The 22,015-nt window shown below is 72.6% G+C and carries 18 protein-coding genes, 1 tRNA gene and 2 pseudogenes; 8 read left to right on the top strand and 13 right to left on the bottom strand.

The genetic code is table 11. The features are described 5' to 3' along the window. Positions 1-305 precede the first annotated feature (305 nt). Together E4N63_RS17895 and E4N63_RS17890 are read left to right on the top strand one after the other, a co-directional pair. Positions 306-698: pseudogene (locus E4N63_RS17895) on the top strand (tyrosine-type recombinase/integrase); the annotation flags it as partial. A gap of 95 nt (positions 699-793) precedes the next feature. Next, positions 794-1,135 carry a hypothetical protein gene (locus tag E4N63_RS17890; RefSeq protein WP_230241147.1) on the top strand — a complete coding sequence of 114 codons (342 nt, stop codon included), beginning with the start codon at positions 794-796 and terminating at the stop codon, positions 1,133-1,135. 80 nt (positions 1,136-1,215) lie between these two features. On the opposite strand, the gene E4N63_RS17885 is transcribed toward E4N63_RS17890, so the two are convergent. Next, a tRNA-Thr gene (locus tag E4N63_RS17885) sits at positions 1,216-1,291 on the bottom strand. A 360-nt stretch (positions 1,292-1,651) separates the two neighbouring features. Here E4N63_RS17885 and E4N63_RS17880 point away from each other — a divergent pair. From E4N63_RS17880 to E4N63_RS17870, 3 genes are all read left to right on the top strand, one after another. Continuing rightward, positions 1,652-2,788 carry an ABC transporter ATP-binding protein gene (locus E4N63_RS17880; protein ID WP_125626028.1) on the top strand — a complete coding sequence of 379 codons (1,137 nt, stop codon included), beginning with the start codon at positions 1,652-1,654 and terminating at the stop codon, positions 2,786-2,788. Positions 2,789-3,069: 281 nt separating this feature from the next. Then, on the top strand, positions 3,070-3,492 hold the full coding sequence (locus E4N63_RS17875) for a hypothetical protein (protein ID WP_230241146.1): 423 nt from the start codon (positions 3,070-3,072) through the stop codon (positions 3,490-3,492). 218 nt (positions 3,493-3,710) lie between these two features. Beyond that, positions 3,711-4,454 (top strand): nucleotidyltransferase family protein, encoded by a 744-nt coding sequence (locus tag E4N63_RS17870; RefSeq protein WP_125626030.1) that lies wholly within the window; start codon positions 3,711-3,713, stop codon positions 4,452-4,454. A gap of 317 nt (positions 4,455-4,771) precedes the next feature. Here E4N63_RS17870 and E4N63_RS17865 read toward each other — a convergent pair whose 3' ends face one another. The 7 genes and pseudogenes from E4N63_RS17865 to E4N63_RS17835 all read right to left on the bottom strand — a co-directional run bounded on the left by E4N63_RS17865 (position 4,772) and on the right by E4N63_RS17835 (position 12,856). Next, complete coding sequence (locus E4N63_RS17865; protein WP_230241145.1) at positions 4,772-6,355, bottom strand: DoxX family membrane protein; 1,584 nt, start codon at positions 6,353-6,355, stop codon at positions 4,772-4,774. Between the two features lie 578 nt (positions 6,356-6,933). Beyond that, on the bottom strand, positions 6,934-7,884 hold the full coding sequence (gene rlmB, locus E4N63_RS17860) for a 23S rRNA (guanosine(2251)-2'-O)-methyltransferase RlmB (RefSeq protein ID WP_230241144.1): 951 nt from the start codon (positions 7,882-7,884) through the stop codon (positions 6,934-6,936). A 355-nt stretch (positions 7,885-8,239) separates the two neighbouring features. Continuing rightward, positions 8,240-9,655 carry a cysteine--tRNA ligase gene (gene cysS / locus E4N63_RS17855; RefSeq protein ID WP_230241143.1) on the bottom strand — a complete coding sequence of 472 codons (1,416 nt, stop codon included), beginning with the start codon at positions 9,653-9,655 and terminating at the stop codon, positions 8,240-8,242. Between the two features lie 156 nt (positions 9,656-9,811). Further along, entirely contained in the window at positions 9,812-10,216 is a 405-nt protein-coding gene (locus tag E4N63_RS17850; RefSeq protein WP_125626810.1) for a PPOX class F420-dependent oxidoreductase, read from the bottom strand. A 356-nt stretch (positions 10,217-10,572) separates the two neighbouring features. Continuing rightward, the gene (gene ispF, locus E4N63_RS17845; protein ID WP_125626813.1) at positions 10,573-11,073 is read right to left on the bottom strand and encodes a 2-C-methyl-D-erythritol 2,4-cyclodiphosphate synthase; all 501 of its coding nucleotides are present in this window, start codon (positions 11,071-11,073) and stop codon (positions 10,573-10,575) included. 61 nt (positions 11,074-11,134) lie between these two features. Continuing rightward, a pseudogene (gene ispD, locus E4N63_RS17840) lies at positions 11,135-11,841 on the bottom strand (2-C-methyl-D-erythritol 4-phosphate cytidylyltransferase). Between the two features lie 532 nt (positions 11,842-12,373). Then, positions 12,374-12,856, bottom strand: a complete 483-nt coding sequence (locus tag E4N63_RS17835; RefSeq protein ID WP_003953493.1) for a CarD family transcriptional regulator — start codon at positions 12,854-12,856, stop codon at positions 12,374-12,376. Positions 12,857-13,462: 606 nt separating this feature from the next. Between E4N63_RS17835 and E4N63_RS17830 the strand changes: the two genes are divergently transcribed. After that, complete coding sequence (locus E4N63_RS17830; protein ID WP_230241142.1) at positions 13,463-14,140, top strand: DUF461 domain-containing protein; 678 nt, start codon at positions 13,463-13,465, stop codon at positions 14,138-14,140. Between the two features lie 262 nt (positions 14,141-14,402). On the opposite strand, the gene E4N63_RS17825 is transcribed toward E4N63_RS17830, so the two are convergent. Beyond that, positions 14,403-15,083 carry a response regulator transcription factor gene (locus E4N63_RS17825; protein ID WP_030546079.1) on the bottom strand — a complete coding sequence of 227 codons (681 nt, stop codon included), beginning with the start codon at positions 15,081-15,083 and terminating at the stop codon, positions 14,403-14,405. Between the two features lie 205 nt (positions 15,084-15,288). Beyond that, a complete protein-coding gene (locus E4N63_RS17820; RefSeq protein ID WP_125626823.1) occupies positions 15,289-16,638 on the bottom strand; it encodes a cell wall metabolism sensor histidine kinase WalK in 1,350 nt (449 codons plus the stop codon). Positions 16,639-17,078: 440 nt separating this feature from the next. Between E4N63_RS17820 and phoU the strand changes: the two genes are divergently transcribed. Continuing rightward, positions 17,079-17,756: a phosphate signaling complex protein PhoU gene (gene phoU / locus E4N63_RS17815; protein WP_019711284.1), complete on the top strand. Its 678-nt coding sequence runs from the start codon at positions 17,079-17,081 to the stop codon at positions 17,754-17,756. Between the two features lie 405 nt (positions 17,757-18,161). Further along, positions 18,162-18,323 (top strand): hypothetical protein, encoded by a 162-nt coding sequence (locus E4N63_RS17810; protein WP_185831369.1) that lies wholly within the window; start codon positions 18,162-18,164, stop codon positions 18,321-18,323. Positions 18,324-18,907: 584 nt separating this feature from the next. Here E4N63_RS17810 and E4N63_RS17805 read toward each other — a convergent pair. From E4N63_RS17805 to mshA, 3 genes are all read right to left on the bottom strand, one after another. Beyond that, positions 18,908-19,666 carry a phosphoglyceromutase gene (locus tag E4N63_RS17805; RefSeq protein ID WP_125626533.1) on the bottom strand — a complete coding sequence of 253 codons (759 nt, stop codon included), beginning with the start codon at positions 19,664-19,666 and terminating at the stop codon, positions 18,908-18,910. Between the two features lie 273 nt (positions 19,667-19,939). Then, positions 19,940-20,476 carry a YbjN domain-containing protein gene (locus tag E4N63_RS17800; protein ID WP_125626534.1) on the bottom strand — a complete coding sequence of 179 codons (537 nt, stop codon included), beginning with the start codon at positions 20,474-20,476 and terminating at the stop codon, positions 19,940-19,942. Beyond that, positions 20,463-21,725 carry a D-inositol-3-phosphate glycosyltransferase gene (gene mshA / locus E4N63_RS17795; protein ID WP_125626538.1) on the bottom strand — a complete coding sequence of 421 codons (1,263 nt, stop codon included), beginning with the start codon at positions 21,723-21,725 and terminating at the stop codon, positions 20,463-20,465. Before mshA ends, E4N63_RS17800 begins: the two co-directional genes overlap by 14 nt. Positions 21,726-22,015: the final 290 nt, after the last annotated feature.

Below are 22,015 nucleotides of genomic sequence, written 5' to 3'. Positions count from 1 at the left end.
GGCATGTAAGTGCTTCATGGGCGAGAAGACTGGCCTTGCCTCTTCACGCCCTTCCCGCATACCGGTTCGGCTGATTAGGCATTATCGCCTAACCGCGCAACTATTGGCGGCTACAACAGAAGACCCTGCAATAAGATCGGCGCGAAGCGTAAACAGTGGATTTTCACCACAGAAAGGAAAATTAGCTGCACCCATCGAGGCGATGACCCCATGCAAGATTATTCAAATATCCCCCCTTCCAGGAAAGCCGACAACCACGGGTGGGCCTGTCCCGGTCACGAGGCCCGATGCCCGCTGATAAAGAGCCGCTGCCGCTGATCTGCCTGGCCGCCCTCCGCTGGCGCCGGCTCCGCCAGGCCGACGCGGCACGGAAGCGGGGCGCCGAGCTGGACCCGGCCGGGCTCGTCTTCACCACCCGCACCGGCCAGCCGATCGAGCCGCACAGCCTGAACCGGTCCTTCTCCCGGCTCACCACCTCGGCCGGCCTCCGCCCGATCCGGCTGCACGACGCCCGGCACGGCTGCGCCACGCTGCTCACGGCCGCCGGGGTCGCTCCCCGGGTGCTGATGGAGATCCTCGGCCACAGCCAGATCAGCATGACCATGGACGTGTACACGCACGTCGCCCAGGACACCCAACGGGAAGCGATCAGCCACATGGACCGGCTGCTCAAGCGCAGGGTGGTCCGGGGGCTCTGACCGGCCCCACGGACGCCCCGAGGTGAATGACCGCCTCGGGGCGTCTTCCATCGCAGATTGGCCGAACGGCGCGTTAACAACGTCATCATGTGGGCATGGCTGACGACGCTGAGATTCCTGGGGCCCTGCCGGAACCGTGGTGGGTGCCTTCTGACATCACGCTGCGCGGCCTTGAACGACAGCTCGCAACCGAGCTCGGGCCTGATCACACGCTGCACGGCTGCGACGTGAACGCCGTTGCCAAGCGTCAGGACTGTGACGACGTGCTCTTCAGCGTCTCGGGGCAGCCCTTCCGCTGGGCCGTCGTTCACCTGACCTGGAGAGACCGACCGGATACGGCACCGTGGCCCATGACAACGGCGTACGTCAGCTTCTCCGAGTTCCTCGAAGGCCAGAGCGACCTGAGCGATGGGGCCCGGGCCTCGGAGGACGACTGACCAGGGCCTCTCCGACCCGGTTGATGTCACCCGTGGATGTCAAAAGCCCCGGACGATCAACCGTCCGGGGCGTTCAGGGCTGGAGCCGACTGTCGGGTTCGAACCGACGACCTTCGCTTTACAAGAGCGGTGCTCTACCAGCTGAGCTAAGTCGGCGTCGCGCGTCGCCGCGCGAAAGCGGCTCCACTGTACACAGAGCGCCGCTTCACCGGCCACGCCATTGGGGCGCGGCGGGCGGGGCGGTCCGGGTCCGCGCCGCACGACCCCGCCTCCCCTCGGCCCGCCGGCCGGGAGCGGCGGTCGGGAACGCCGCCCGAGCCCGTTCGCCTCCCCGCCGGGTCCCGCCCGGCCGGGCGGCGGCCTCTCCACGGGTCCGGGAACTTCGCAACCCAATCGATACTGACAAAGGCTGGTCATACGGATAACGTCAGGCCAACGGTCCGCGATCTCGCGGATCCGACATCACCTTTACTCGGATCGTCCGGCACGTTCCTGCCGGTGAAGGGACACATCACCATGGCTACGGTCACGTTCGACAACGCCACGCGCATCTATCCGGGCTCGGAGAAGGCGGCGGTCGACAAGCTCAACATCGACATCCAGGACGGCGAATTCCTCGTCCTCGTCGGCCCCTCCGGCTGCGGAAAGTCGACCTCCCTGCGGATGCTGGCCGGCCTGGAGGACGTCAACAGCGGCGCCATCCGCATCGGTGAGCGCGACGTCACGCACCTCCCCCCGAAGGACCGGGACATCGCCATGGTGTTCCAGAACTACGCGCTGTACCCGCACATGACCGTCGCCGACAACATGGGCTTCGCGCTCAAGATCGCCGGTGTGAACAAGGCGGAGATCCGCAAGAAGGTCGAGGACGCCGCCAAGATCCTCGACCTCACCGAGTACCTGGGACGCAAGCCGAAGGCCCTCTCCGGCGGTCAGCGGCAGCGTGTGGCGATGGGCCGTGCCATCGTGCGTGAGCCGCAGGTGTTCCTCATGGACGAGCCACTGTCGAACCTCGACGCCAAGCTCCGCGTCTCCACCCGCACCCAGATCGCCGGCCTGCAGCGCCGCCTCGGCATCACCACGGTGTACGTCACGCACGACCAGGTCGAGGCCATGACCATGGGCGACCGGGTCGCGGTCCTCAAGGACGGTCTGCTCCAGCAGGTCGACGCCCCGCGCAACATGTACGACCGCCCGGCCAACCTCTTCGTCGCCGGCTTCATCGGCTCCCCCGCGATGAACCTCATCGAGGTGCCCATCACCGACGGCGGCGTCAAGTTCGGCAACAGCGTCGTGCCAGTCTCCCGTGAGGCCCTGAGCACCGCCTCCGCCCGGGGCGACCGCACGGTGACCGTCGGTGTGCGCCCCGAGCACTTCGAAGTCGTCGAGCAGAACGGCGGCGCTGCCCAGTCGCTCTCCAAGGAGTCGGATGCCGCCCCGGCCGGGCTGGCCGTCGACGTCAACGTCATCGAGGAGACCGGCGCCGACGGTTACATCTACGGCTCCGTGGACGTCGGTGGCGAGTCCAAGGACCTCGTCGTCCGGGTCAGCAGCCGTGCGGTCCCGGAGAAGGGCTCCACGGTCCACGTGGTGCCGCGTCCGGGCGAGATCCACGTCTTCGCGACCTCCACCGGCGAGCGCCTCGCCGACTGAGTCCCGCAGCCCGGTTGTCCGATGGCGGCGGTTCCGTGCCCCCGACGGGGCGCGGTACCGCCGCCATTCGCCTTTCGCCGTACGGGGGCCGGGCGCACGGGAGTTGGCCCGGCGCCCGGCCGGCGGGACGGCGGGAACGGCGGCCCGGGGGCAATCCGAAGCGGCCCGAAGCGGCCGAGGCGGCACGCGCGTCAACCACGAGCGAGTGGACTCGCCGGGATCCGTCACTCACCGGAGTGACCGATTGTCGCCCCGCAATCACACCCGGCTACCATCGCGGCGTGAACACCGTAGCCAGCCGTATCGGCCGTAGTCTCGCCCTCGTTCTGCCCGTCGTGCTCGTCCTCTCCGGGACGCTCGCCGTCACGCGCGTCGCCTGGTCGACCCCCGGATCCGAGTCCGTGCTCGCCGCCTCCTCGGCGCGGGCGTCCAGCGCCGCCGTGCCGCGTCCCGCCCACGAACTGCTGCGCGACCGGCTCGTCGCCGAACTCCGGGAGAAGGACCCGGGCGTGGCACTCACCCACCTCCAGGAGGAGGTCAACCGGCGCCCGTCGCTGGCCGCGCACTGCGTCTCCCTCGCCCGGACGCTCGGGCGCGCTGCCGTCGCCAAGTACGGGCCCCGGGACGCGCAGAAGTTCGCCCGGCCGGTGTGCGACACGGCGTTCGCCGCCGGCGTGGCCCAGCAGGCGCAGCGGGGGCGCTGACCCGGAGCACCGCGCTCCCCACCCCATCCCGGCCGCGGCCACCGGCCCCGGCCCCCGGTCCTGACTCCGGCTCCGGCCGGCCGGCCGCGGGGATCGTCAGCTGCGTCCCGAGGCCGTCACCGGGCATCGTCCCGGGGCCTCCCCAGCTCTCCTCCCCGCACCCGGTGTCCCTCGGGGCGCGGCCGTGTACCATCCGTACCTCGCATATCGTGCGGCTCATGACCTTCCCCACCCAAGCCGTGGTCCTGGCCGGCGGCCAGGGGACGCGACTGCGCCCGTACACCGACGACCGGCCCAAGCCCATGGTCGAGATCCCCGGCACCGGGACGCCGATCATCGGCCACCAGCTGGCCTGGCTCGCCGACGAGGGCGTCACGGACGTGGTCGTCTCCTGCGGCCATCTCGCCGAGGTCCTCCAGGACTGGCTGACCGCCTCCGCCGACCGGCTTCCGCTGCGCATCACCACCGTCGTCGAGAAGGAACCGCTCGGCCGCGGCGGCGGGCTCAAGTACGCCGCCGCCTCGCTCCCCCACCCCGACCGGCCCTGGTACGCCGCCAACGCGGACATCTGGACCCGCTTTCCACTCCGCGACATGGCAGCCTTCCACCAGGAACGCGAGGCCGAGGCCACCCTCGCGCTGGCCCGGCCGCGCATCCCGTGGGGTGTGGTGGAGACCGACGCCTTCGGGCACGTCCTCGACTTCATCGAGGCTCCGCCGTCGCCCTACCCCGTCAACGCCGGGGTCTACGTCTTCTCGCCCTCCTTCGCCGCCCTGCTGCCGGACCGGGGCGACCACGAACGCACCACCTTCCCGCGGCTCGCACGGCAGCGGCGGCTGGCCGGCTATCCGCTGCCGCAAGGGGTGTACTGGCGCGCCATCGACACGGCGAAGGACCTGGAGAAGGCCGCGGAGGAACTGGCCGCCGTACCCGGGACCGCCACCGGCGAGGGCTCGGGGTAGCGCCCGGGCGGGAACCGCGCTCCGCCTCCGGCGCGGGGCTCCTCCGGTTCCGGTACGGGGCTTTTCCGGTTCCGGTACGGAGAGCCCCGCGCCGGGGCCCGGCGCCCTGTCGTCGCGTGTGGCGCCCGAGGCCGCCTGCGTCCACGTCCACGTCCTCGTCCACGACCGCCGACAGGGTGCCTCGCACCGCGCGGGTGCCCGCAGCGCTTGCCCGCACCCAGTGGAGGAACGGGCCCGGCGCCGCGCAGGCCGTACAACTGAGCCTTGCGCAGCCCCCGTCGGCCTGCCGGCGTCAGCCCGGCAGACCGCCGTCGCCGTCAGCCCAGCAGGCCGCCCAGCGCCCCGCGGCCGCCGCCCGAGGACCCGCCGTCGGACCCGCCGCCTCCCGTCGAGCCGCCACCCGCACCGCCGCCGGAGCCGCCCGTCGACTCACCGCCGGTCGAACCGCTGTACGGCGCGCCTCCGTCGGCGCCCGTCGAAGACGGACCGGTCGTCCCGGCCGCCGGGGGTTCCGGCGCGAACGTGGGCTCGGGCGGCGCCTGTTGGCCGCCCTCCGCTGTGCCCTGCGTCGGCTGCGCCTCGTCGCTCCCGCTCTCGGCCACGTCCGCCGATTCCGGTGCCGACGGCGACGTGGCCGGGTCCGTCGAACGGTCGCCCTCGCGCGCGCCCGGGCCCTCGGCCGCCCCGTCCCCGGCCGGGCTCTCCTCGTCGGAGCGGTCCGGCAGCGGTGACCCGGGCAGATGGTTGCGCGGGGTCTCTCCGGGGCGGCTGGGCACGGTCGTCAGATCCGTGGACCGCACCGCGCCGCCCAGCACCGCACCGGTGATCAGCGAGCCGCCCACGACGACGGCCGCCATCACCGCACCGCGCCGCAGCACCCGCCTGCGCAGCTCCCGGACGTCCACCCGCGGCCCCAGCCGCCGCCAGGCCTCGCTCGCCAGCCGCCCGTCCAGGGAGTAGACCGGGGCGCCCGCGATGATCAGCGGGCTCCAGGCGGCGAGATAGAGCATGTCCGGCGCCTCGTACCCGACCGCGCCGCGCCAGCTGACGGTCAGCAGCAGGGCGGCCGACAGCAGGGCGCCGACGGACGCGGCGAACCGCTGCCACAGTCCGCAGACGGTGAGCACCCCCACCACGATCTGCAGGAACGCCACCGTCAGCCCGGAGCCGACCGGATGCGCCAGCGCGAAGTCGTGCAGCGGGGCGGCGATCCCCGAAGGCTCCAGTTTGCGGAGCCAGTTGACGAGGGAGCCGCGCTCACTGCCGTCGAAGTACACGGGGTCGCAGAGCTTGCCCATCCCCGCGTAGACGGAGATGAAGCCGAGGAGGAGGCGCAGCGGGAGCAGGACGACGCCCAGGTTCATCCGGCGGCCGGGGTAGTACGCGTGCCGCACCGTGTCGGCGCCCGGCCGGTTCCCGTCGCGCTGCTCCTCCTCGCCGGGTGCGCCGTCCTCGTACGGTCCGGCCGTACCGTACGGGTCGGTGTCCTCGCCGTACGGGTCGGTGCCGTACGGGTCGGTGCTCTCGTAGGTGAGGGTGTCCCTGCCCCCGGGGTCGTACGGGCCGCCCTGGTCGTACGGCTCGTCCGCACCCCGCTGCGGACGGTGGCCGTACGGCAGGTACGGCGGCGGGGGTGGCTGTGGCGCGGTGTCGAAGGCGCCGCGGACCGGCTCGGCGCCGCCGAGGAGTCCGCCCGGTGGGCGGGGGCACGCGGCTCGTGGACGGCCGGCTGGGGCTGGGTGTCCTCCTCGGGGCGGGCCCTGGGGACGAGCTGGGTGGTGTCGTCGGGGCCGCTCCGGCCGCCGGGGCCGCGGCGGGCGCCCGGGCCCCGCGGCCGGTCTCCCGGACCCCGCGGTCGCCAGGGGCGTACCCGGCGGTGTCGAGGAGACGTGTGGGGGCACCGCCCGCGTGGTCACCCGCGAAACCCGGGCCGCCGAGGCCGGCCGCGGGGACGACCGGCCCGGGGAGGCAGCGCCCGGGATGCTCCACCGGCTCGGTGGTGCGGCCGCTCCACACTGCCGGAACCCGGTGCCCCGTCGCGGGGACGGGACCGGCCGCGGGACGGGGCCGCCGCGGGCGGGGTCACCCGCGTGAAGCGGGCCGGGACCGGCACGCGCAGGCGGGTCGGCGGCGCGGCGAGCTGCACCCGGAAGCTGGCCTGGTTGACGACGACCTGGGCCGGGTCGGACGGCACCTTCGCCGTGCTCCACGGCGGCTCTTCGTCGAACCCTTGCGCGCGTCCCCCGGGAGGACGGTGTGTTCTGGTCTCCACACTCATCTAACCGAGTGACGGCCGGTTAAGACACTGCCGCCGCCGTGCCGATCTGTCCGAGGCCCGTCAAGGCCCGTCCGGGCAAGTCAGGGCGGGTCAGGGCGGGTCAGGGCGGGTCGAGACCGTTCCGCGTCCGTGCGGCGCCCGGCCCCGCGGCGCCCGGCCCCGCGGCAGCCGCCTCCGCTCCGGCCCGCCGGCCCGCCCCGGTCAGGCCCGGCGGCTCGCCGCCTCGTACAGGACCACACCCGCCGCCACACCGGCGTTGAGGGACTCCGCGCCGCCCGGCATCGGGATGCGCACCAGCTGGTCGCAGGTCTCCGCGACCAGCCGGGACAGGCCCTTCCCCTCGCTGCCGATCACGATCACGACCGGGCCGTCGAGCACCTCGGTCCCGCCGAGTTCCGTGTCACCGTCGCCCGCCAGGCCGACGACCATGAGCCCGGCCTTCTGGTACGACTCCAGCACCCGCGTCATGTTCGCGGCGCGTGCCACGGGCGTACGGGCCGCGGTCCCCGCCGACGTCTTCCAGGCACCGGCGGTCATCCCGGCCGCGCGCCGCTCCGGCACGACGACGCCGTGGCCGCCGAACGCGGAGACCGAGCGGACGATGGCGCCCAGATTGCGCGGGTCGGTGATGCCGTCGAGGACGACGATCAGCGGGTCCTCGCCGGCGTCCTGGGCCGCGGCGAGCAGGTCGTCCGGGTGCGCGTAGTCGTACGGCGGGACCTGGAGGACGAGACCCTGGTGGTTGAGGCCGTTCGTCATCCGGTCGAGCTCGGGGCGCGGCGCCTCCATGAGGTTCATGCCGCTCTCGGTGGCGAGCTGGATCGCCTCGCGGACGCGCTCGTCGCTGTCGATGTACTGCTGGACGTAGAGGGTGTTGGCGGGGACGCCCTCGCGCAGCGCCTCGGCGACCGAGTTGCGGCCGACGACCAGCTCGTTGGTGCCCTTGGGGCCGCCGCGCCGGGGCGCGGGCCGGCGGGCGGACTGCTTGGCCTTGGCGTTGGCGATGCGGTTCTTCACATGCCCCTTACGGGCGGACGCGGGCGGGGTCGGGCCCCTGCCCTCCAGCCCCTTGCGGCGCTGGCCGCCGCTGCCGACCTGCTGGCCCTTCTTGTTGCTGGTACGACGGTTCCTGCGCTGGCTGTTGCCGGCCATGGTTCACCTGGTCTTTCCTCGGCCGTCCTGGCGACTGCCTGCTCGGATACGTGTGTACGGGAGTATGCGGGTGTGGTGCGTGGTGCCTGTGGGTGGTGCCTGGTGTCTCATACGTGGTGCGTGGTGCGTGGGTGGTGCGCTGCGTAGGGGCGTTCGGGCGGGCGCACGCGTGTGCGTCTCCGACCAGCATGCCAAGAGCCGCGCGAAGCGCCCCCGCCGGACCGGGACCGGACCGGGACCGGACCGGATCGGACCGCCGCGGACGGACGGGCCCGGCGGCAGCCCGCGCGGTCCGCGCCACCGCCCGGCCCGCGTCCGGCCCGCGAACGCCGCCCAGTCCGTCCGTCCGCCGCCCTCAGCGGGAGCCGAGGCTCCAGCGGGGGCCCGACGGGGTGTCCTCGATGCCGAGGCCGGCCTCCTGGAGCCGGTCCCGGATGGCGTCGGCGGTCGCGTAGTCCTTGCGGGACCGCGCGGCCTGCCGCTGTTCGAGCACCAGGTGGACCAGGGAGTCCACCACGCCGTGCAGATCGGCGGCCGATTCCGCCGTACCGCCCGCGCCCGCCCCGGCCCACCGGGAGTCCAGCGGGTCGAGGCCCAGGACACCGAGCATCGCACGGAGCTCGGCGAGCCGGGCGGCCACCGCCTCCTTGTCGCCGTCGGCCAGCGCGGTGTTGCCGTTGCGGACGGTGGTGTGGACGATGGCGAGGGCCTGCGGCACGCCCAGGTCGTCGTCCATCGCCTCGGCGAAGCCCTGCGGCACCTCGGCGGCCGGCTCGACCGGGCCGCCGGCCAGCTCCACCGCCCGCTGCACGAAGCCCTCGATCCGCCCGAAGGCGGCCTCGGCCTCCTGCAGCGCCTCCTCGGCGTACTCGATGGTGGAGCGGTAGTGCGGGGTGCCGAGGTAGTAGCGGAGCACGATGGGGCGCCACCGCTTGACCATCTCGGAGACCAGCACCGAGTTGCCCAGCGACTTGGACATCTTCTCGCCGCTCATCGTCACCCAGGCGTTGTGCGCCCAGTACCCGGCGAAGTCGTCGCCGTACGCCTTGGCCTGGGCGATCTCGTTCTCGTGGTGCGGAAAGACGAGGTCGACGCCGCCGCCGTGGATGTCGAAGGCCGTACCGAGGTACTTGTGGGCCATGGCCGAGCACTCCAGGTGCCAGCCGGGCCTGCCGGGGCCCCACGGGGTCTCCCAGCTCGGCTCGCCGGGCTTGACGGCCTTCCACATGGCGAAGTCGCGGGGGTCGCGCTTGCCGGTCTCGCCCTCGCCGGAGGGCTGGAGGAGGTTGTCCAACTGCTGGTTGGAGAGGGCGAGATAGCCGTCGAAGCTGCGAACGTCGAAGTAGACGTTGCCGTCGGCGGCATAGGCGTGGCCCCGGTCGATGAGGCCGCGCATCATCTCGATCATCTCGGGGATGTGGCCGGTGGCGCGGGGCTCGTAGGTCGGGCGGAGGCAGCCGAGAGCGTCGTACGCGGCGTTGAAGGCGCACTCGTTGCGGTAGCCGATCGCCCACCAGGGCTCGCCGGACTCGGCCGCCTTGGTGATGATCTTGTCGTCGATGTCGGTGACGTTGCGGATGAACGTCACCTCGTAGCCGCGGTACTCCAGCCAGCGGCGCATGATGTCGAAGTTGAGCCCCGAGCGGATGTGCCCGATGTGCGGGGGCGCCTGTACGGTCGCGCCGCACAGGTAGATCGAGACCCGGCCCGGACTGAGCGGGGTGAAGTCACGGATCCGCCGGGCGCCGGTGTCGTACAGCCGAATAGTCACCCGCCCAGGGTACTGAGTTTTGCGGGCCGTTCCGGCCAGGTTTCCGCGGCCGCGGGACGGTTCCGCGGCCCGCCGCGGGTCCCGGCGCGCGGTGCGGGCGCGAGGCGCGCACGGCCGGCGCGATACGCCCACACCGGACGGCGTCCGCCGGGCGGCTCAGAGCCGGCCGACGACCTTGCGGGGTGTGACGCGGACGACGACCCGGGGGGCGTCCTCGCCGGACCGGGGGTTGAACTCGGCGTACGCCTTGCCGGTGTACTTGAGCGCCAGTTCGTCGATCAGTTCCTGGCCGCCCTCCTCCGTGACGGACGCCTCGCCGCGGATCTCGCCGTAGCGGTACGGGTCCTCGGGGTCGGTGACGACCACGCTGATCCGCGGATCGCGGCGGAGGTTCTTCTCCTTACGGCGGCCGACGGTTGTCGAGATCAGCACGTCGTCGCCGTCACGCTTCACCCAGACCACGGAGACCTGCGGGCTGCCGTCGGGCTGGATCGTGGCCACGGACGCGAAGACGGGGGCGTCGAGGACCTTCTTGAGTTCATCGGAGAGTGCGGTCGGCACCGGATGTCCTTCCCTCGGGGCGTACGGATGTACGGATGTACGGGTGTGCGCCCGTGGCCGCGGAGACCGTACGGGACGCGTACGGGCTTGCCGGTCCACGGCCTCGCGGTTGCACAGGTGCACAGGCATGGGCGGCGGGGCCGCCGCTGCCGTTGATCCCTTTCCCGCTGATCCCTTCCCGCGCGCGTCTCCGGGACACATGACGGCCCACGAGAGGCATCCGTCCGGCGGCGCACTCCGGTGCGGCGGGCCGTGCCGACGCGGTCCAGGCGGCCCCGCGGGAACGGAAAGACAGACGGGGACGGGGACGGGGGCGGGAGGCGGCCGGGCGGTCGACAGCCCGGCCGCGTCCCGTCTCAGCCCGCTTCCGTGTCCGCGTCCGCTTCCGGATCCGGGAACACCAGGGCCGTCGCCACGGCGGCGAGCCCTTCGGCGCGGCCCGTCAGCCCGAGGCCGTCCGTCGTCGTACCGGAGACGGAGACCGGCGCGCCGACCGCCGCGGAGAGCACCTTCCGGGCCTCCTCGCGCCGCTTGCCGATCTTCGGCCGTACGCCGATGACCTGGATCGCCACATTGCCGATGCCGAAGCCGGCCTCCCGGACGATCCGGGCCGCCTCGCCCAGCAGCGTCAGACCGGAGGCACCGGACCACTCGGGCCGGCCGGTGCCGAAGTGGGCGCCCAGATCGCCGAGCCCTGCCGCGGAGAAGAGGGCGTCGCAGGCAGCGTGGGCGGCGACGTCACCGTCGGAGTGCCCGGCGAGGCCGTCTCCGGCGTCCTCCCAGAGCAGGCCGGCGCACCACAGCTCGCGGCCGGCCTCGAAGGCGTGCACATCGGTGCCCACACCGACGAGCGGCATCCGGAAGCCGGGGGTTCCCGGGACCACGGGGCCGGCGGCCCCGGGACCGGAAACGACGGGTTCAGAAGCCATCGGTGGCCCTCCTGCGGGCGAGTACGGCCTCGGCGAGGACGAGGTCCAGCGGGCGGGTCACCTTGAACGCCTCCTCGTGGCCCGGTACGACCACGACCGGCAGCCCGAGCCGTTCGACCAGCCCGGCGTCGTCCGTCGCGCCCTCCCCCTCGGCCACGGTCTTCTCGTGGGCGCGGGCGAGCGTCTCGCGGTCGAAGCCCTGCGGGGTCTGCACGGCACGCAGCCGGGCGCGCTCGGGCGTGCCGAGCACGGTCTCCGGGCCCCCGTCGGTGCGGGGATCGACCTCCTTGACGGTGTCGGCCAGCGGCAGCGCCGGTACGACGGCAGGGGCACCGCCCCGTACGGCGGCCGCGACGGCGTCGACGGTCTCCACGGGCACGAGCGGGCGCGCCGCGTCGTGGACGAGGACGTCGGTGATGTCGGCGGGCAGCGCGGCGAGGCCGAGGCTCACGGATTCCTGGCGGGTCGAGCCGCCGGGGACGACCGCGACCTCGGTGGTGCTCGGCAGCGCGTGGTCGTCGAGGAGGGTGCGGACCTCGGCGGCGCCGTCGGGCGGTGCCACCACCACGACCAGCGAGACGGCACGCGAGCGGGCCATGGCGCGGACGGCGTGGACGAGCATCGGGGTGCCGTTGAGGGTGCGCAGCGCCTTGGGGGCGCCCGGCCCGAGGCGTACGCCGCGGCGGCCGCGGGGATGACCGCGGCGGTGCGGGGCGGGGCGGCGGGGCCCGGTTTCCGGGTGCGGGCCGGGGCCCGGCTGGAATGGGCTGCTGGGAGGAGTCGTTGAAGAGGACATCGGATTAGCGTTCAGGTTTGCTTCCTCGGCCGACATGGGTATGGCCACAGCGTGCCAGGCTCGATGCCTCGATCGGTCCCTTCCGTGACAACCGATCGAGGAAACTGCCCGGGCCCGGCACGCCTTGAGCGGTCCGGGGCACGACAGCACCGGGCGATCGGGCCGGCGACGCGGCGGGGATTTCTTTTCGGGCTGTTCGGGCTGCGTGCTGTGGGGCCTTCGGGCGCTTTCCGCGGGCCATCGGCCCGTGCGTGCGCGGTGCCGACCACCCGAGCCCCCCACACGAACCCCCGGGGGCGGGCATGCCGCAGCGCCCGGCGACGGACGGACGTCACTCGGGCACCACGGCATTGTTGCTGTTCCGCCATTGCCGGAGGGACGCGCATCACCGGCTGATGCGCCTCCGTACCGGCGGGGGCGGCCCCGTTTTCCTCAGGACGCGAGGACCTCGTCGAGCAGAGCCTCGGCCTTGTCCTCGTTCGTGTTCTCCGCGAGAGCGAGCTCGCTCACCAGGATCTGGCGGGCCTTGGCGAGCATCCTCTTCTCACCGGCGGAGAGTCCACGCTCACGCTCACGGCGCCAGAGGTCGCGAACGACCTCGGCGACCTTGATCACATCGCCGGACGCGAGCTTCTCGAGATTTGCCTTGTAGCGTCGGGACCAGTTGGTCGGTTCTTCCGCGTAGGGTGCGCGCAGCACCTCGAAGACCCGGTCCAGCCCGTCCTGGCCGACCACGTCGCGTACACCGACGAACTCCGCGTTGTCCGCCGGAACGCGAACCGTCAGATCGCCCTGGGCGACCTTCAGCACCAAGTAGGTCTTGTCCACGCCTTTGATCTGGCGAGTTTCGATGGCCTCGATCAGCGCGGCCCCGTGATGGGGATAGACCACGGTGTCGCCAACCTTGAACGTCATGTGACAGGTACCCCTTCCGTGGCTATCCAGAGTAACACGGGAACGAGGTGTTCTGAATGGCGTTTTCGCAGGTCAGGGCGCATCTCGGGGCTTGACAACACCGGCCGGGACGTGCTGCGGAGGGGCCGGATAAGCGGGTATTCGCAGGTCGGGGCGGCTCTTCGGGCGGCGCGAAACCCACCGGCCGCACGCCCCCGAACTTCTTCAGACTCGGCACAACGTCCCGAAATGTCGGAATCCTGGCGGAGGATTTCCGCTACTCCGTTCAGCTCTGGGCGCCTGCTCCCGGCCGGTTCCGGAATTTGATCAACGAAGCGCGCCGGGCGGTCGCGGCGCACCGGGGCCGGCCGGAATTCCGGACCGCCGCGCATTCCCCGCCGATAACACCGGCGACGGACGCCGGAACGCTATTCCGCAGCACCGCAGGTGACCCCGGGTTCCGTGCCGAGCGGCCGCGGGAGCGGGTCGGGTGCGGAAGCGAAGGGGCGGATCGGTAACCTGACCCCGCTGACACACCCCGGGCGGCCCTCGGCCGCCCCCGCCGTCCATCCGCGTCCGGGCGAAGCCGTTCGGCCGCCGTAGCTCGTCCTAGGAGAAGCCGCCGCCGTGAGCCGCAGCCTTCGACGCGGCATCCTCGCCGCCACCGCCGTCGCGTTCTCGCTCTTCACCGTCTCCGCGTGCGGGGCGGGCAACGAGGCCGACACGAACCAAGTCAGGCCCGACAACGCCGGCACGTCCGTCGGCAAGATCAAGATCCAGAACGTCAATGTGATCACGCAGGCGGAGGGCTCCGAGGGCCCTGCCGTCGTCTCGGCCAAGATCTTCAACACCGGCGGCACGGCCCAGACCCTGGAGTCCGTGACGGTCTCCCCGCAGGGCGTCAAGGCCGAGCTGTCCCCCGCCAAGGGCTCCGGCCCGGTGACCATCCCGGCCAACGGCTCGGTGATCCTCGGCGGCAAGGGCAACGCCGCCGCGACGCTGGACAGCCCCGAGGTCGAGGAGGGCGGCGTCACCCCCGTCGTCTTCACCCTCAGCGGCACCGGCGAGGTGGAAGTCGGCGCCCTGGTCATGCCCGCTGACGGCTACTACGAGCGCTTCGGCCCCAGCTCGCAGCCGACGCAGTCGCCCACGGCCTCGCCGGGCGAGACGCCGGAGGGCACGGAGAGCCCGTCCGGCTCCGAGACCGCCCCGGAGTCCCCAGCCGGCGACGAGGAGGCCGGGGCGGGCGCCCAGGAGGACGTGGCCAACGGCGACGAGGAGCCGGAGGGCACCCCGGGCGACTGATCCCGTCCGGCCGGATTTCCGGCAGGCCGTCCGGCCGTCCCTGCGGGCCCCCGTACAGCCTCTGTACGGCCTCCGTACGGCAGTCATGCGGGAACCGCACACGCCCGGGCATCGCCGCGCACAGCACCGCCGCGGGGCCCCGCCATCCGAAGACTGATCGGTGGCGGGGCCCCGCGGCGGTTGTGCTGGTGCGTGGTGCCGCGCGCTTCTCCCGGACGGTTCTCCGGTGCTGCTGCCGTGGCCGTCTGTCCGTTCGGCCGGCCTACGGCTCGAACTTGTAGCCGAGGCCTCTCACGGTCACCAGATAGCGCGGGGCCCCCGGGTCCGGCTCGATCTTGGCGCGCAGCCGCTTGACGTGGACGTCGAGGGTCTTGGTGTCCCCCACGTAGTCCGCGCCCCAGACGCGGTCGATCAGCTGCATGCGGGTGAGGACGCGGCCGGCGTTCCGCAGCAGCATCTCCAGCAGGTCGAACTCCTTGAGGGGGAGGTCGACCTTGGCACCGGAGACCGTGACCACGTGCCGGTCGACGTCCATCCGTACCGGCCCGGCCTCCAGGGCCGCCGGTACGACCTCCTCCGGCTCGCCACGGCGGCGCAGCACGGCCCGGATGCGGGCGACCAGTTCGCGGGAGGAGAAGGGCTTCGTGACGTAGTCGTCGGCTCCTATCTCCAGACCGACGACCTTGTCGATCTCGCTGTCCTTGGCGGTCACCATGATGACCGGGACGTTGGAACGGCCGCGCAGCTGGCGGCAGACCTCGGTGCCGGGGAGCCCGGGGAGCATCAGGTCGAGCAGCACCAGGTCGGCGCCGTTGCGCTCGAACTCGTCCAACCCGTCGGGCCCGGTGGCCGCGACGGCGACCTCGAAGCCCTCTTTGCGGAGCATGTAGGACAACGCGTCGCTGAACGATTCCTCGTCCTCGACAACGAGCACTCGGGTCACGAAGGGACCTCCGGTCTGTTCTGCGAGCGGCGCTGCTCGGCGCCACTCCGGTTTCGGTCGGCACCCCCGCGTCGTACGGGGGTACGGGGGGTTGGCGCGGCCCCGGTGCACACGGTCCCGGGAGCAGCTGTGGTGTCGGTGTCGGTGTCGGTGGTGTCAGGGGTCGGTGTGGGCTGCGGTGCCGGGCGGGGAAGGACGGCCGGGGTCACGGGAGCGTCTCCGGGGCGGAGAGCGAGGCCCGGGTGAAGGGCTGGAAGGAGGCGTCGTCCTCGTCGAGGTCGTCGTCCGGCTCGGTGAAGGGCCGGTCCGGGGCGTGGAGGTCGTCGTGCGCGTCGGGTCCGCTCCCGCCGGGGCTGTGCGTGCCGGGTCCGTGGTCGTCGTGCCCGGCCGCGCTCCGGTCCCTGCCGTGCCCGGCCTCGGGGAGCCGGAGGGTGAAGGTGGAGCCCTGTCCCTCGGCGCTCCACACGGTCACCTCCCCGCCGTGGGAGGCGGCGACGTGCTTGACGATGGCGAGGCCGAGGCCCGTACCACCGGTGGCGCGCGAACGTGCGGGATCGACGCGGTAGAAGCGCTCGAAAATGCGTTCCCGATCCCTCTCGGAGATGCCGATGCCCTGGTCGGTGACGGCTATCTCGATCATGTCCCCGCCGGTTCCGGCGATGCGCCGGGCGGCGACGCCGACCCGGGTCTGGGCGGGGCTGTAGTTGACGGCGTTCTCCACGAGGTTGCCGAGGGCCGCGGCGAGCTGGCCGCGGTTGCCCCAGATGGCCAGGTGCGCGGTGCCGCCGGAGGCGATGGTGATCTGCTTGGCGCCGGCCTGGTGGCGGCAGCGGTCGATGGCCTCGGCGACCAGCTCGTCCACCCGTACCGGCTCGGCGTCCTCCAGCGGGTTGTCGTTCTGCACCCGGGAGAGGTCGATCAGCTCCTGGACGAGGTTGGTGAGGCGGGTGGCCTCCTTCTGCATCCGCCCGGCGAAGCGGACGACCGCCTCCGGGTCGTCGGAGGCGTCCATGACGGCCTCCGACAGCAGGGAGAGGGCCCCGACCGGGGTCTTGAGCTCATGGCTGACGTTGGCCACGAAGTCGCGGCGGACGGCCTCTATCCGGCGCGCCTCGGTGAGGTCCTCCACGAGCAGCAGCACCAGCCGGGAGCCGAGGGGGGCCACTCTGGCGGAGACGGCGAGGGCCTCGCCGCGGCCGGTGCCGCGGCGCGGCAGATCCAGCTCGACCTGGCGTATCTCACCGTCCCGGCGGGTGTCCCGGGCCATCTTCAGCATGGGTTCCACGGCGAGCTTCCCTCCCCGGACGAGCCCGAGGGCGTAGGCCGCGGAGCTGGCCTTGACCACGCTGTCGGCCTCGTCGAGCACGACGGCCGAGGAGCGGAGCACCGACAGGACGGTGTCCACGCCCGGTGGCAGCACGGCCTCGGTGTGGAGGGAGCTGCGGGTGGGTTTGGCCTGCTCCCGCTCGCTCCAGCGGAACGCGAGCATGGCGATGACACCGGTACAGACCCCGGCGATCGCTGCCGTGGCGGCCACCGCCGCGTTCACGTCCATGAGTCCAGATTAAGCGGGTGCGGAGACACCTCCACAGCCGTCCGGGGACCGTCTCGGACACTGGTTGCCGAGAGTTCACCGGCAGGTCGGCGCTGGTTCATTCCCGCGGACCCGTCTGCGGCGCGGGAAGTGAGCCAGGAGGCGCACGGAAATCCGTACGCGCCGTAGTCGCTTCCGTACGCTGCTCCGCGGCCGGCGCTCCGGGGCCGGCACGGGAACGATCCGTTGCCGAGAGTTCACTCCGGCGTCCACACCGGTTCACCCGGGATGCCGGAAGCCGACGCCGAGGCCCACCAGCGTGGCACCGTGGGGGCCGGCAGCCTTCGCCGGCAGCGTTCCGGCCACCGGCCGGAACCGGACCGGCGGCGGCCCGACGCGGGATTGACACAGGAATCGCAGCATTTGCAGGATTCGCAGGATTTCGATGGAAGGAAAGCGCGATGCGGGACGCATACCACGAGGAACTGGACTCGATCGGTGACGACCTGGTGGAGATGGCCCGGCTCGTCGGCTCCGCGATCGGCCGGGCCACGACGGCCATCCTCGACGCCGACCTCAAGCTCGCTGAGAACGTGATCGCCGGGGACGAGAAGGTCGACACCCTCCAGCACGAGCTGGAGGCGAAGGCGATCACCCTGCTCGCGCGCCAGCAGCCGGTCGCCACCGATCTGCGGATCGTCGTCACCAGTCTGCGGATGAGCGCGGACCTGGAGCGCTCCGGCGACCTGGCGCAGCACGTGGCCAAGCTGGCCCGGCTGCGGTTCCCGGACACCGCCGTGCCGCGGGACCTGCACTCCACCATTCTGGAGATGGGGCAGCTGGCGCAGCGGCTGATGGCCAAGGCCGCCGAGGTCATCATCACCAAGGACGTGGACCTGGCGCTCCAGCTGGAGCAGGACGACGACGCGATGGACCTCTACCACCGCAGCCTCTTCCAGCACCTGATGGACGACCGCTGGAAGCACGGCATCGAGACGGCCGTCGACGTGACCCTGCTCGGCCGCTACTACGAGCGGTTCGCCGACCACGCGGTGTCGGTCGCGAAGCGCGTCGTCTACCTGGTCACCGGGGAGCACGCGGACGAGCTCGCGGCGGAGTCCTCGGACGAGGGTGCGTGAGCGCGGGGTCGCCGGGCGGGACGTGAACAAGCCGGCCGGGACGGATGGTGGAGGCCCCGGCCGGATGTGAGCGGCGGGGGCGGCCCGGGGCCGGAGGGAGACGGCAGGGCGGCGCCGGCGGCCCGGGCAGGAACGGTGGAAACACCGGCCTGCCCGGGCCTCAGCCGTCACGTCGGACGTGGCAGGGCCAGAGGCCGGAGGCCGCGGAGCCACGGGGGCGTGGGGGGCGGACGCGGACGGCGCGAGCGCACCGCGCGGGGCGCCCGTTCGCCGCGGACGGAGCGAGTGCTCTCACGCGCCGTTGCTGCGCCCGCCGCGGCAGGTGTCCAGTGGTCGGCAGGACCGCCGCGGGTCCGCCGCGGACCCGCTGTGGGGTAGGTCCAGCACAGTCGAGGAAGGGTACTCATGGCCGATTTCCCGACCACACCGTCACCGACACCGACCGTCCGCGAGCCACGCGTCACCGAGATCCCGGTGCCACTGCTGGGGGCCTGCGGCTGCGGCTCCGGATGCAGCTGCGGCTGCCAGAGCGGCGGCTCCTGCCAGTGCGGCGGCAGCTGCGGCTGAGCGCCACGGACGCCCGGCCGCAAACCCCTGACCCCCGCGCGCCGGGGCCGCCCGCCGACCGCAGCGATGGGTCGCGCGCGGTCGCACGGAGCAACGGCCACGACGCGCGGGCCCCGGCCGGGCCCACTGACGTACGGGCCCGTCTCAGGGGCCGGGCCCGTACGGCCCCGGCTCCGGCGACCACGGGGCCGTGGGCAAGGCACCGGCACGGAAAGACACGGGGTGGCCCCGGCCGAAGGAGGAACCGGCCGGGGCCCGCGCCTGGTCACCGGACGGAACGGGCGGTCTGGCTCCGGGACCCGGCGCGAGGCATTCAGCGGCGATGGTTTCCCGTCCTCGAAGAGGTCCAGGTCGAAGACCCCTTCTCCGCCGCCCCCCGCAGGCGAGTGAGCGCCGGAGCACGCCGCCGAATCTCCACACCTCGCGCAGCGCGGCGTTCACCGTCTCCTCCTTGGTGCCGGTATTTCGACCTGTGCTGTGGAGAAGCCAGGAGGACATCCGACGCCCGGAAAAGACCCCAGCACGGCGACAGGTCCCCTACCCGCGAAGGAACCACGGGCAGGGGACCTGTACGCGTCCGGCTGCTACTTCTTGCCCTGGTTCTTGACTGCCTCGATGGCCGCCTTCGCGGCGTCCGGGTCGAGGTAGGTGCCGCCCGGGTTGAGGGGGCGGAAGTCGGCGTCCAGTTCGTAGGAGAGCGGGATGCCGGTCGGGATGTTGAGGCCGGCGATGTCGGCGTCCGAGATGCCGTCGAGGTGCTTGACCAGGGCCCGCAGGCTGTTGCCGTGGGCGGCGACGAGGACCGTGCGGCCGGTCAGGAGGTCCGGGACGATGCCGTCGTACCAGTACGGCAGCATGCGGAGGACGACGTCCTTGAGGCACTCGGTGCGGGGGCGGATCTCGCTGGGGATCATCGCGTAGCGCGGGTCGTCGCTCTGCGACCACTCGGCGCCGTCCTCCAGGGCCGGCGGCGGGGTGTCGTAGGAGCGGCGCCAGAGCATGAACTGCTCCTCGCCGAACTCCGCGCGGACCTGGGCCTTGTCCTTGCCCTGCAGGGCGCCGTAGTGGCGCTCGTTGAGCCGCCAGGAGCGCTTGACCGGGATCCAGAGGCGGTCGGCGGCCTCCAGGGAGATCTGCGCGGTGCGGATGGCGCGCTTCTGCACGGAGGTGTGCACGATGTCGGGGAGCAGGCCGGCGGCAGTCATCAGCTCGCCGCCGCGCTGCGCCTCCTTCTCGCCCTTCTCGGTGAGGTCGACGTCAACCCAGCCGGTGAAGAGGTTCTTCGCGTTCCATTCACTCTCGCCGTGGCGGAGCAGGATCAGCTTGTACGGTGCGGTGGCCATGGCTCCGAGCCTAATCGACCCCTGTGATGCCACGAACCCCGTTCCCCGGCCGTCTCGGACCCCGGACAGCCGGGGGTCCGCCGGCGGGGCCGAGGCGGGATTCGGCAGGCCGTGACGGCGAGTGTGGCGGGGCTGATCCGGGCGTTCCGGTGGCTGCGGGCCTCCGCCCTCCCGGCGTCCTCCCCGCCCCGGAGAACGGACGCTCCGGAGGACGGGCTCCCCTCCGCGGTCCTCCGGCCGTCTCGGCGGGTTCCTGCTGCACCGCGCGGTGCGTCAGCCGGCCGTGCCGCCGGGCGCTTCGCCCGTCCCGCCCCCGGTCGGTGCGGTCAGGTGGGCGAAGGCTTCGAGGTTCCGGGTGGACTCGCCGCGCGCGACGCGCCACTCGTACTCCTTGCGGATCGCGGTGGAGAAGCCCATCTCCAGCAGGGTGTTGAAGCTGCCGTCCGCGTTCTCCAGCACGGTGCCGAGCAGCCGGTCCAGTTCCTCCGGGGTGACGGCGGCCAGCGGCAGCTTGCCGGCGAGGTAGATGTCCCCGTGCCGGTCGATGGCGTAACTCATGCCGTAGAGCTTGGTGTTGCGCTCCAGCAGCCAGCGGTGGACGGCCGCCTCGTTCTCGTCCGGGTGCCGGACGACGAAGGCGTTCACGGACAGGGAGTGCCTGCCGACGACCAGCGAGCAGGTCGTGGAGAGCTTCCGGACACCGGGGAGCGTGACGACGTAGTGGCCGTCGGACGGGCTGTCCCATGCGAGGCCCGCCTCGTCCAGTGTTCGTTCGACGGTCTCGATCGCATGCGGGTCAAGGTCGGCCATGCAGTGATCGTAGGCGACGCCTCTGGTGCATCCGGTGCATGGCTGCCGCGTAGACATCGGCCGTGGCCGCGGCGGTGGCGTCCCAGCCGAACGACTGTGCGTGGCGGGCCGCCGCGGCGCCCATCCGGTCGGTGAGCTCCGGCCCGTCCAGGAAGCGGCGGAGCACCCGGGCGTAGTCGGCCGGGTCGTGTCCCCCGACGAGGAAGCCGCTCTCCCCGTCGCGCACCGCCACCGGCAGGCCGCCGACCGAGGCCGCGACGACCGGCGTGCCGCACGCCTGCGCCTCCACCGCGACCAGCCCGAACGACTCGCTGTACGAGGGCATGACCAGGACGGAGGCCGCCCGGTACCAGTCGGCCAGCCGGTCCTGGTCCACCGGCGGGTGGAACCGTACGACATCGCAGATGCCCAGCCTGGCCGCCAGTTTCTGCAGCCCTTCCGGCTTGGCGAGACCGCTGCCGCTGGGGCCGCCGACCACCGGAACCGTGATCCGCTCGCGCAGCTCCGGCCGCTCGTCCAGCAGCACGGCCACGGCGCGCAGCAGGATGTCGGGGGCCTTCAGCGGCTGTATGCGGCCGGCGAAGAGAGGGATCAGCGCGTCCTGCGGGAGGCCGAGGCGGGCGCGGGCGGCGGCGCGCCCGTCGGCGGGGCGGAAGCGGCGGAGATCGACACCGGGGTGGACGATCTCGACCTCGCCGGGGTCGGCGTCGTAGTGCTCGACGAGCTCACCGGCCTCACCCGCGGTGTTGGCGACGAGGCGGTCGGCGGCGTGCACGATCTGCGTCTCACCGATGACCCGGGCGGCGGGCTCGGGGGTGTCACCGGCCGCCAGGGAGGCGTTCTTGACCTTCGCCATGGTGTGCATGGCGTGCACGAGCGGTACGCCCCAGCGCTCGGCGGCCAGCCAGCCGACATGGCCGGAGAGCCAGTAGTGCGAGTGCACGAGGTCGTAGTGGCCGTGCCGCTGCTCGGCCCACGCCTGCATCACGCCGTGGGTGAATGCGCACAGCTGTGCGGGCAGCTCCTCCTTCGCCAGGCCCTCGTACGGGCCCGCGTCCACATGCCGTACGAGCACGCCGGGCGCCAGTTCGACGGCGGGCGGGAGGGAGGCGGTGGTGGCGCGGGTGAAGATCTCCACCTCGATGTCGATGGCGGCCAGCTGCTTGGCCAGCTCGACGATGTAGACGTTCATGCCGCCCGCGTCGCCGGTGCCGGGCTGGTGCAGCGGGGAGGTGTGCACGCTGAGCATGGCGACCCGGCGCGGCCGCCGGGTGCCGCCGAGGCCGCCGAAGCGCAGGTGCGGGCGGCCGCGCCGGTCGTTCCTCGGGTGCTGGGCGCTCCGCTGCTCGGGCAGGGCCGATCCCAGCCAGGGCACGTGATGGCTCACCGCGCGAGACCTCCTTGACCGGGGCCTGGGCCGCCCCTCCTCCGAGGTGCAACCGGTGGGGGAAACGCTTCATTCCGCGCGGGCGGCGGAAGGGGTCGGGGAACGGTGTGCCGCCCCGGCCGGGGCGTTCCGGGGCGTTCCGGGGCATCCGG

The organism is Streptomyces sp. MNU89, assembly GCF_020982505.1.
GTDB classification, from domain to species: domain Bacteria; phylum Actinomycetota; class Actinomycetes; order Streptomycetales; family Streptomycetaceae; genus Streptomyces; species Streptomyces xinghaiensis.
This window is presented reverse-complemented; position numbering and strand designations above follow the sequence as displayed.

Coding starts and splice junctions, on each gene's coding strand:
- E4N63_RS17890 (WP_230241147.1), top strand. CDS start 794: ATGGCTGACGACGCTGAGATTCCTGGGGCCCTGCCGGAACCGTGGTGG.
- E4N63_RS17880 (WP_125626028.1), top strand. CDS start 1,652: ATGGCTACGGTCACGTTCGACAACGCCACGCGCATCTATCCGGGCTCG.
- E4N63_RS17870 (WP_125626030.1), top strand. CDS start 3,711: ATGACCTTCCCCACCCAAGCCGTGGTCCTGGCCGGCGGCCAGGGGACG.
- rlmB (WP_230241144.1), bottom strand. CDS start 7,884: ATGGCCGGCAACAGCCAGCGCAGGAACCGTCGTACCAGCAACAAGAAG.
- ispF (WP_125626813.1), bottom strand. CDS start 11,073: ATGCCGCTCGTCGGTGTGGGCACCGATGTGCACGCCTTCGAGGCCGGC.
- E4N63_RS17835 (WP_003953493.1), bottom strand. CDS start 12,856: ATGACGTTCAAGGTTGGCGACACCGTGGTCTATCCCCATCACGGGGCC.
- E4N63_RS17820 (WP_125626823.1), bottom strand. CDS start 16,638: ATGGACGTGAACGCGGCGGTGGCCGCCACGGCAGCGATCGCCGGGGTC.
- phoU (WP_019711284.1), top strand. CDS start 17,079: ATGCGGGACGCATACCACGAGGAACTGGACTCGATCGGTGACGACCTG.
- E4N63_RS17810 (WP_185831369.1), top strand. CDS start 18,162: ATGGCCGATTTCCCGACCACACCGTCACCGACACCGACCGTCCGCGAG.
- E4N63_RS17805 (WP_125626533.1), bottom strand. CDS start 19,666: ATGGCCACCGCACCGTACAAGCTGATCCTGCTCCGCCACGGCGAGAGT.
- E4N63_RS17800 (WP_125626534.1), bottom strand. CDS start 20,476: ATGGCCGACCTTGACCCGCATGCGATCGAGACCGTCGAACGAACACTG.
- mshA (WP_125626538.1), bottom strand. CDS start 21,725: ATGCTCAGCGTGCACACCTCCCCGCTGCACCAGCCCGGCACCGGCGAC.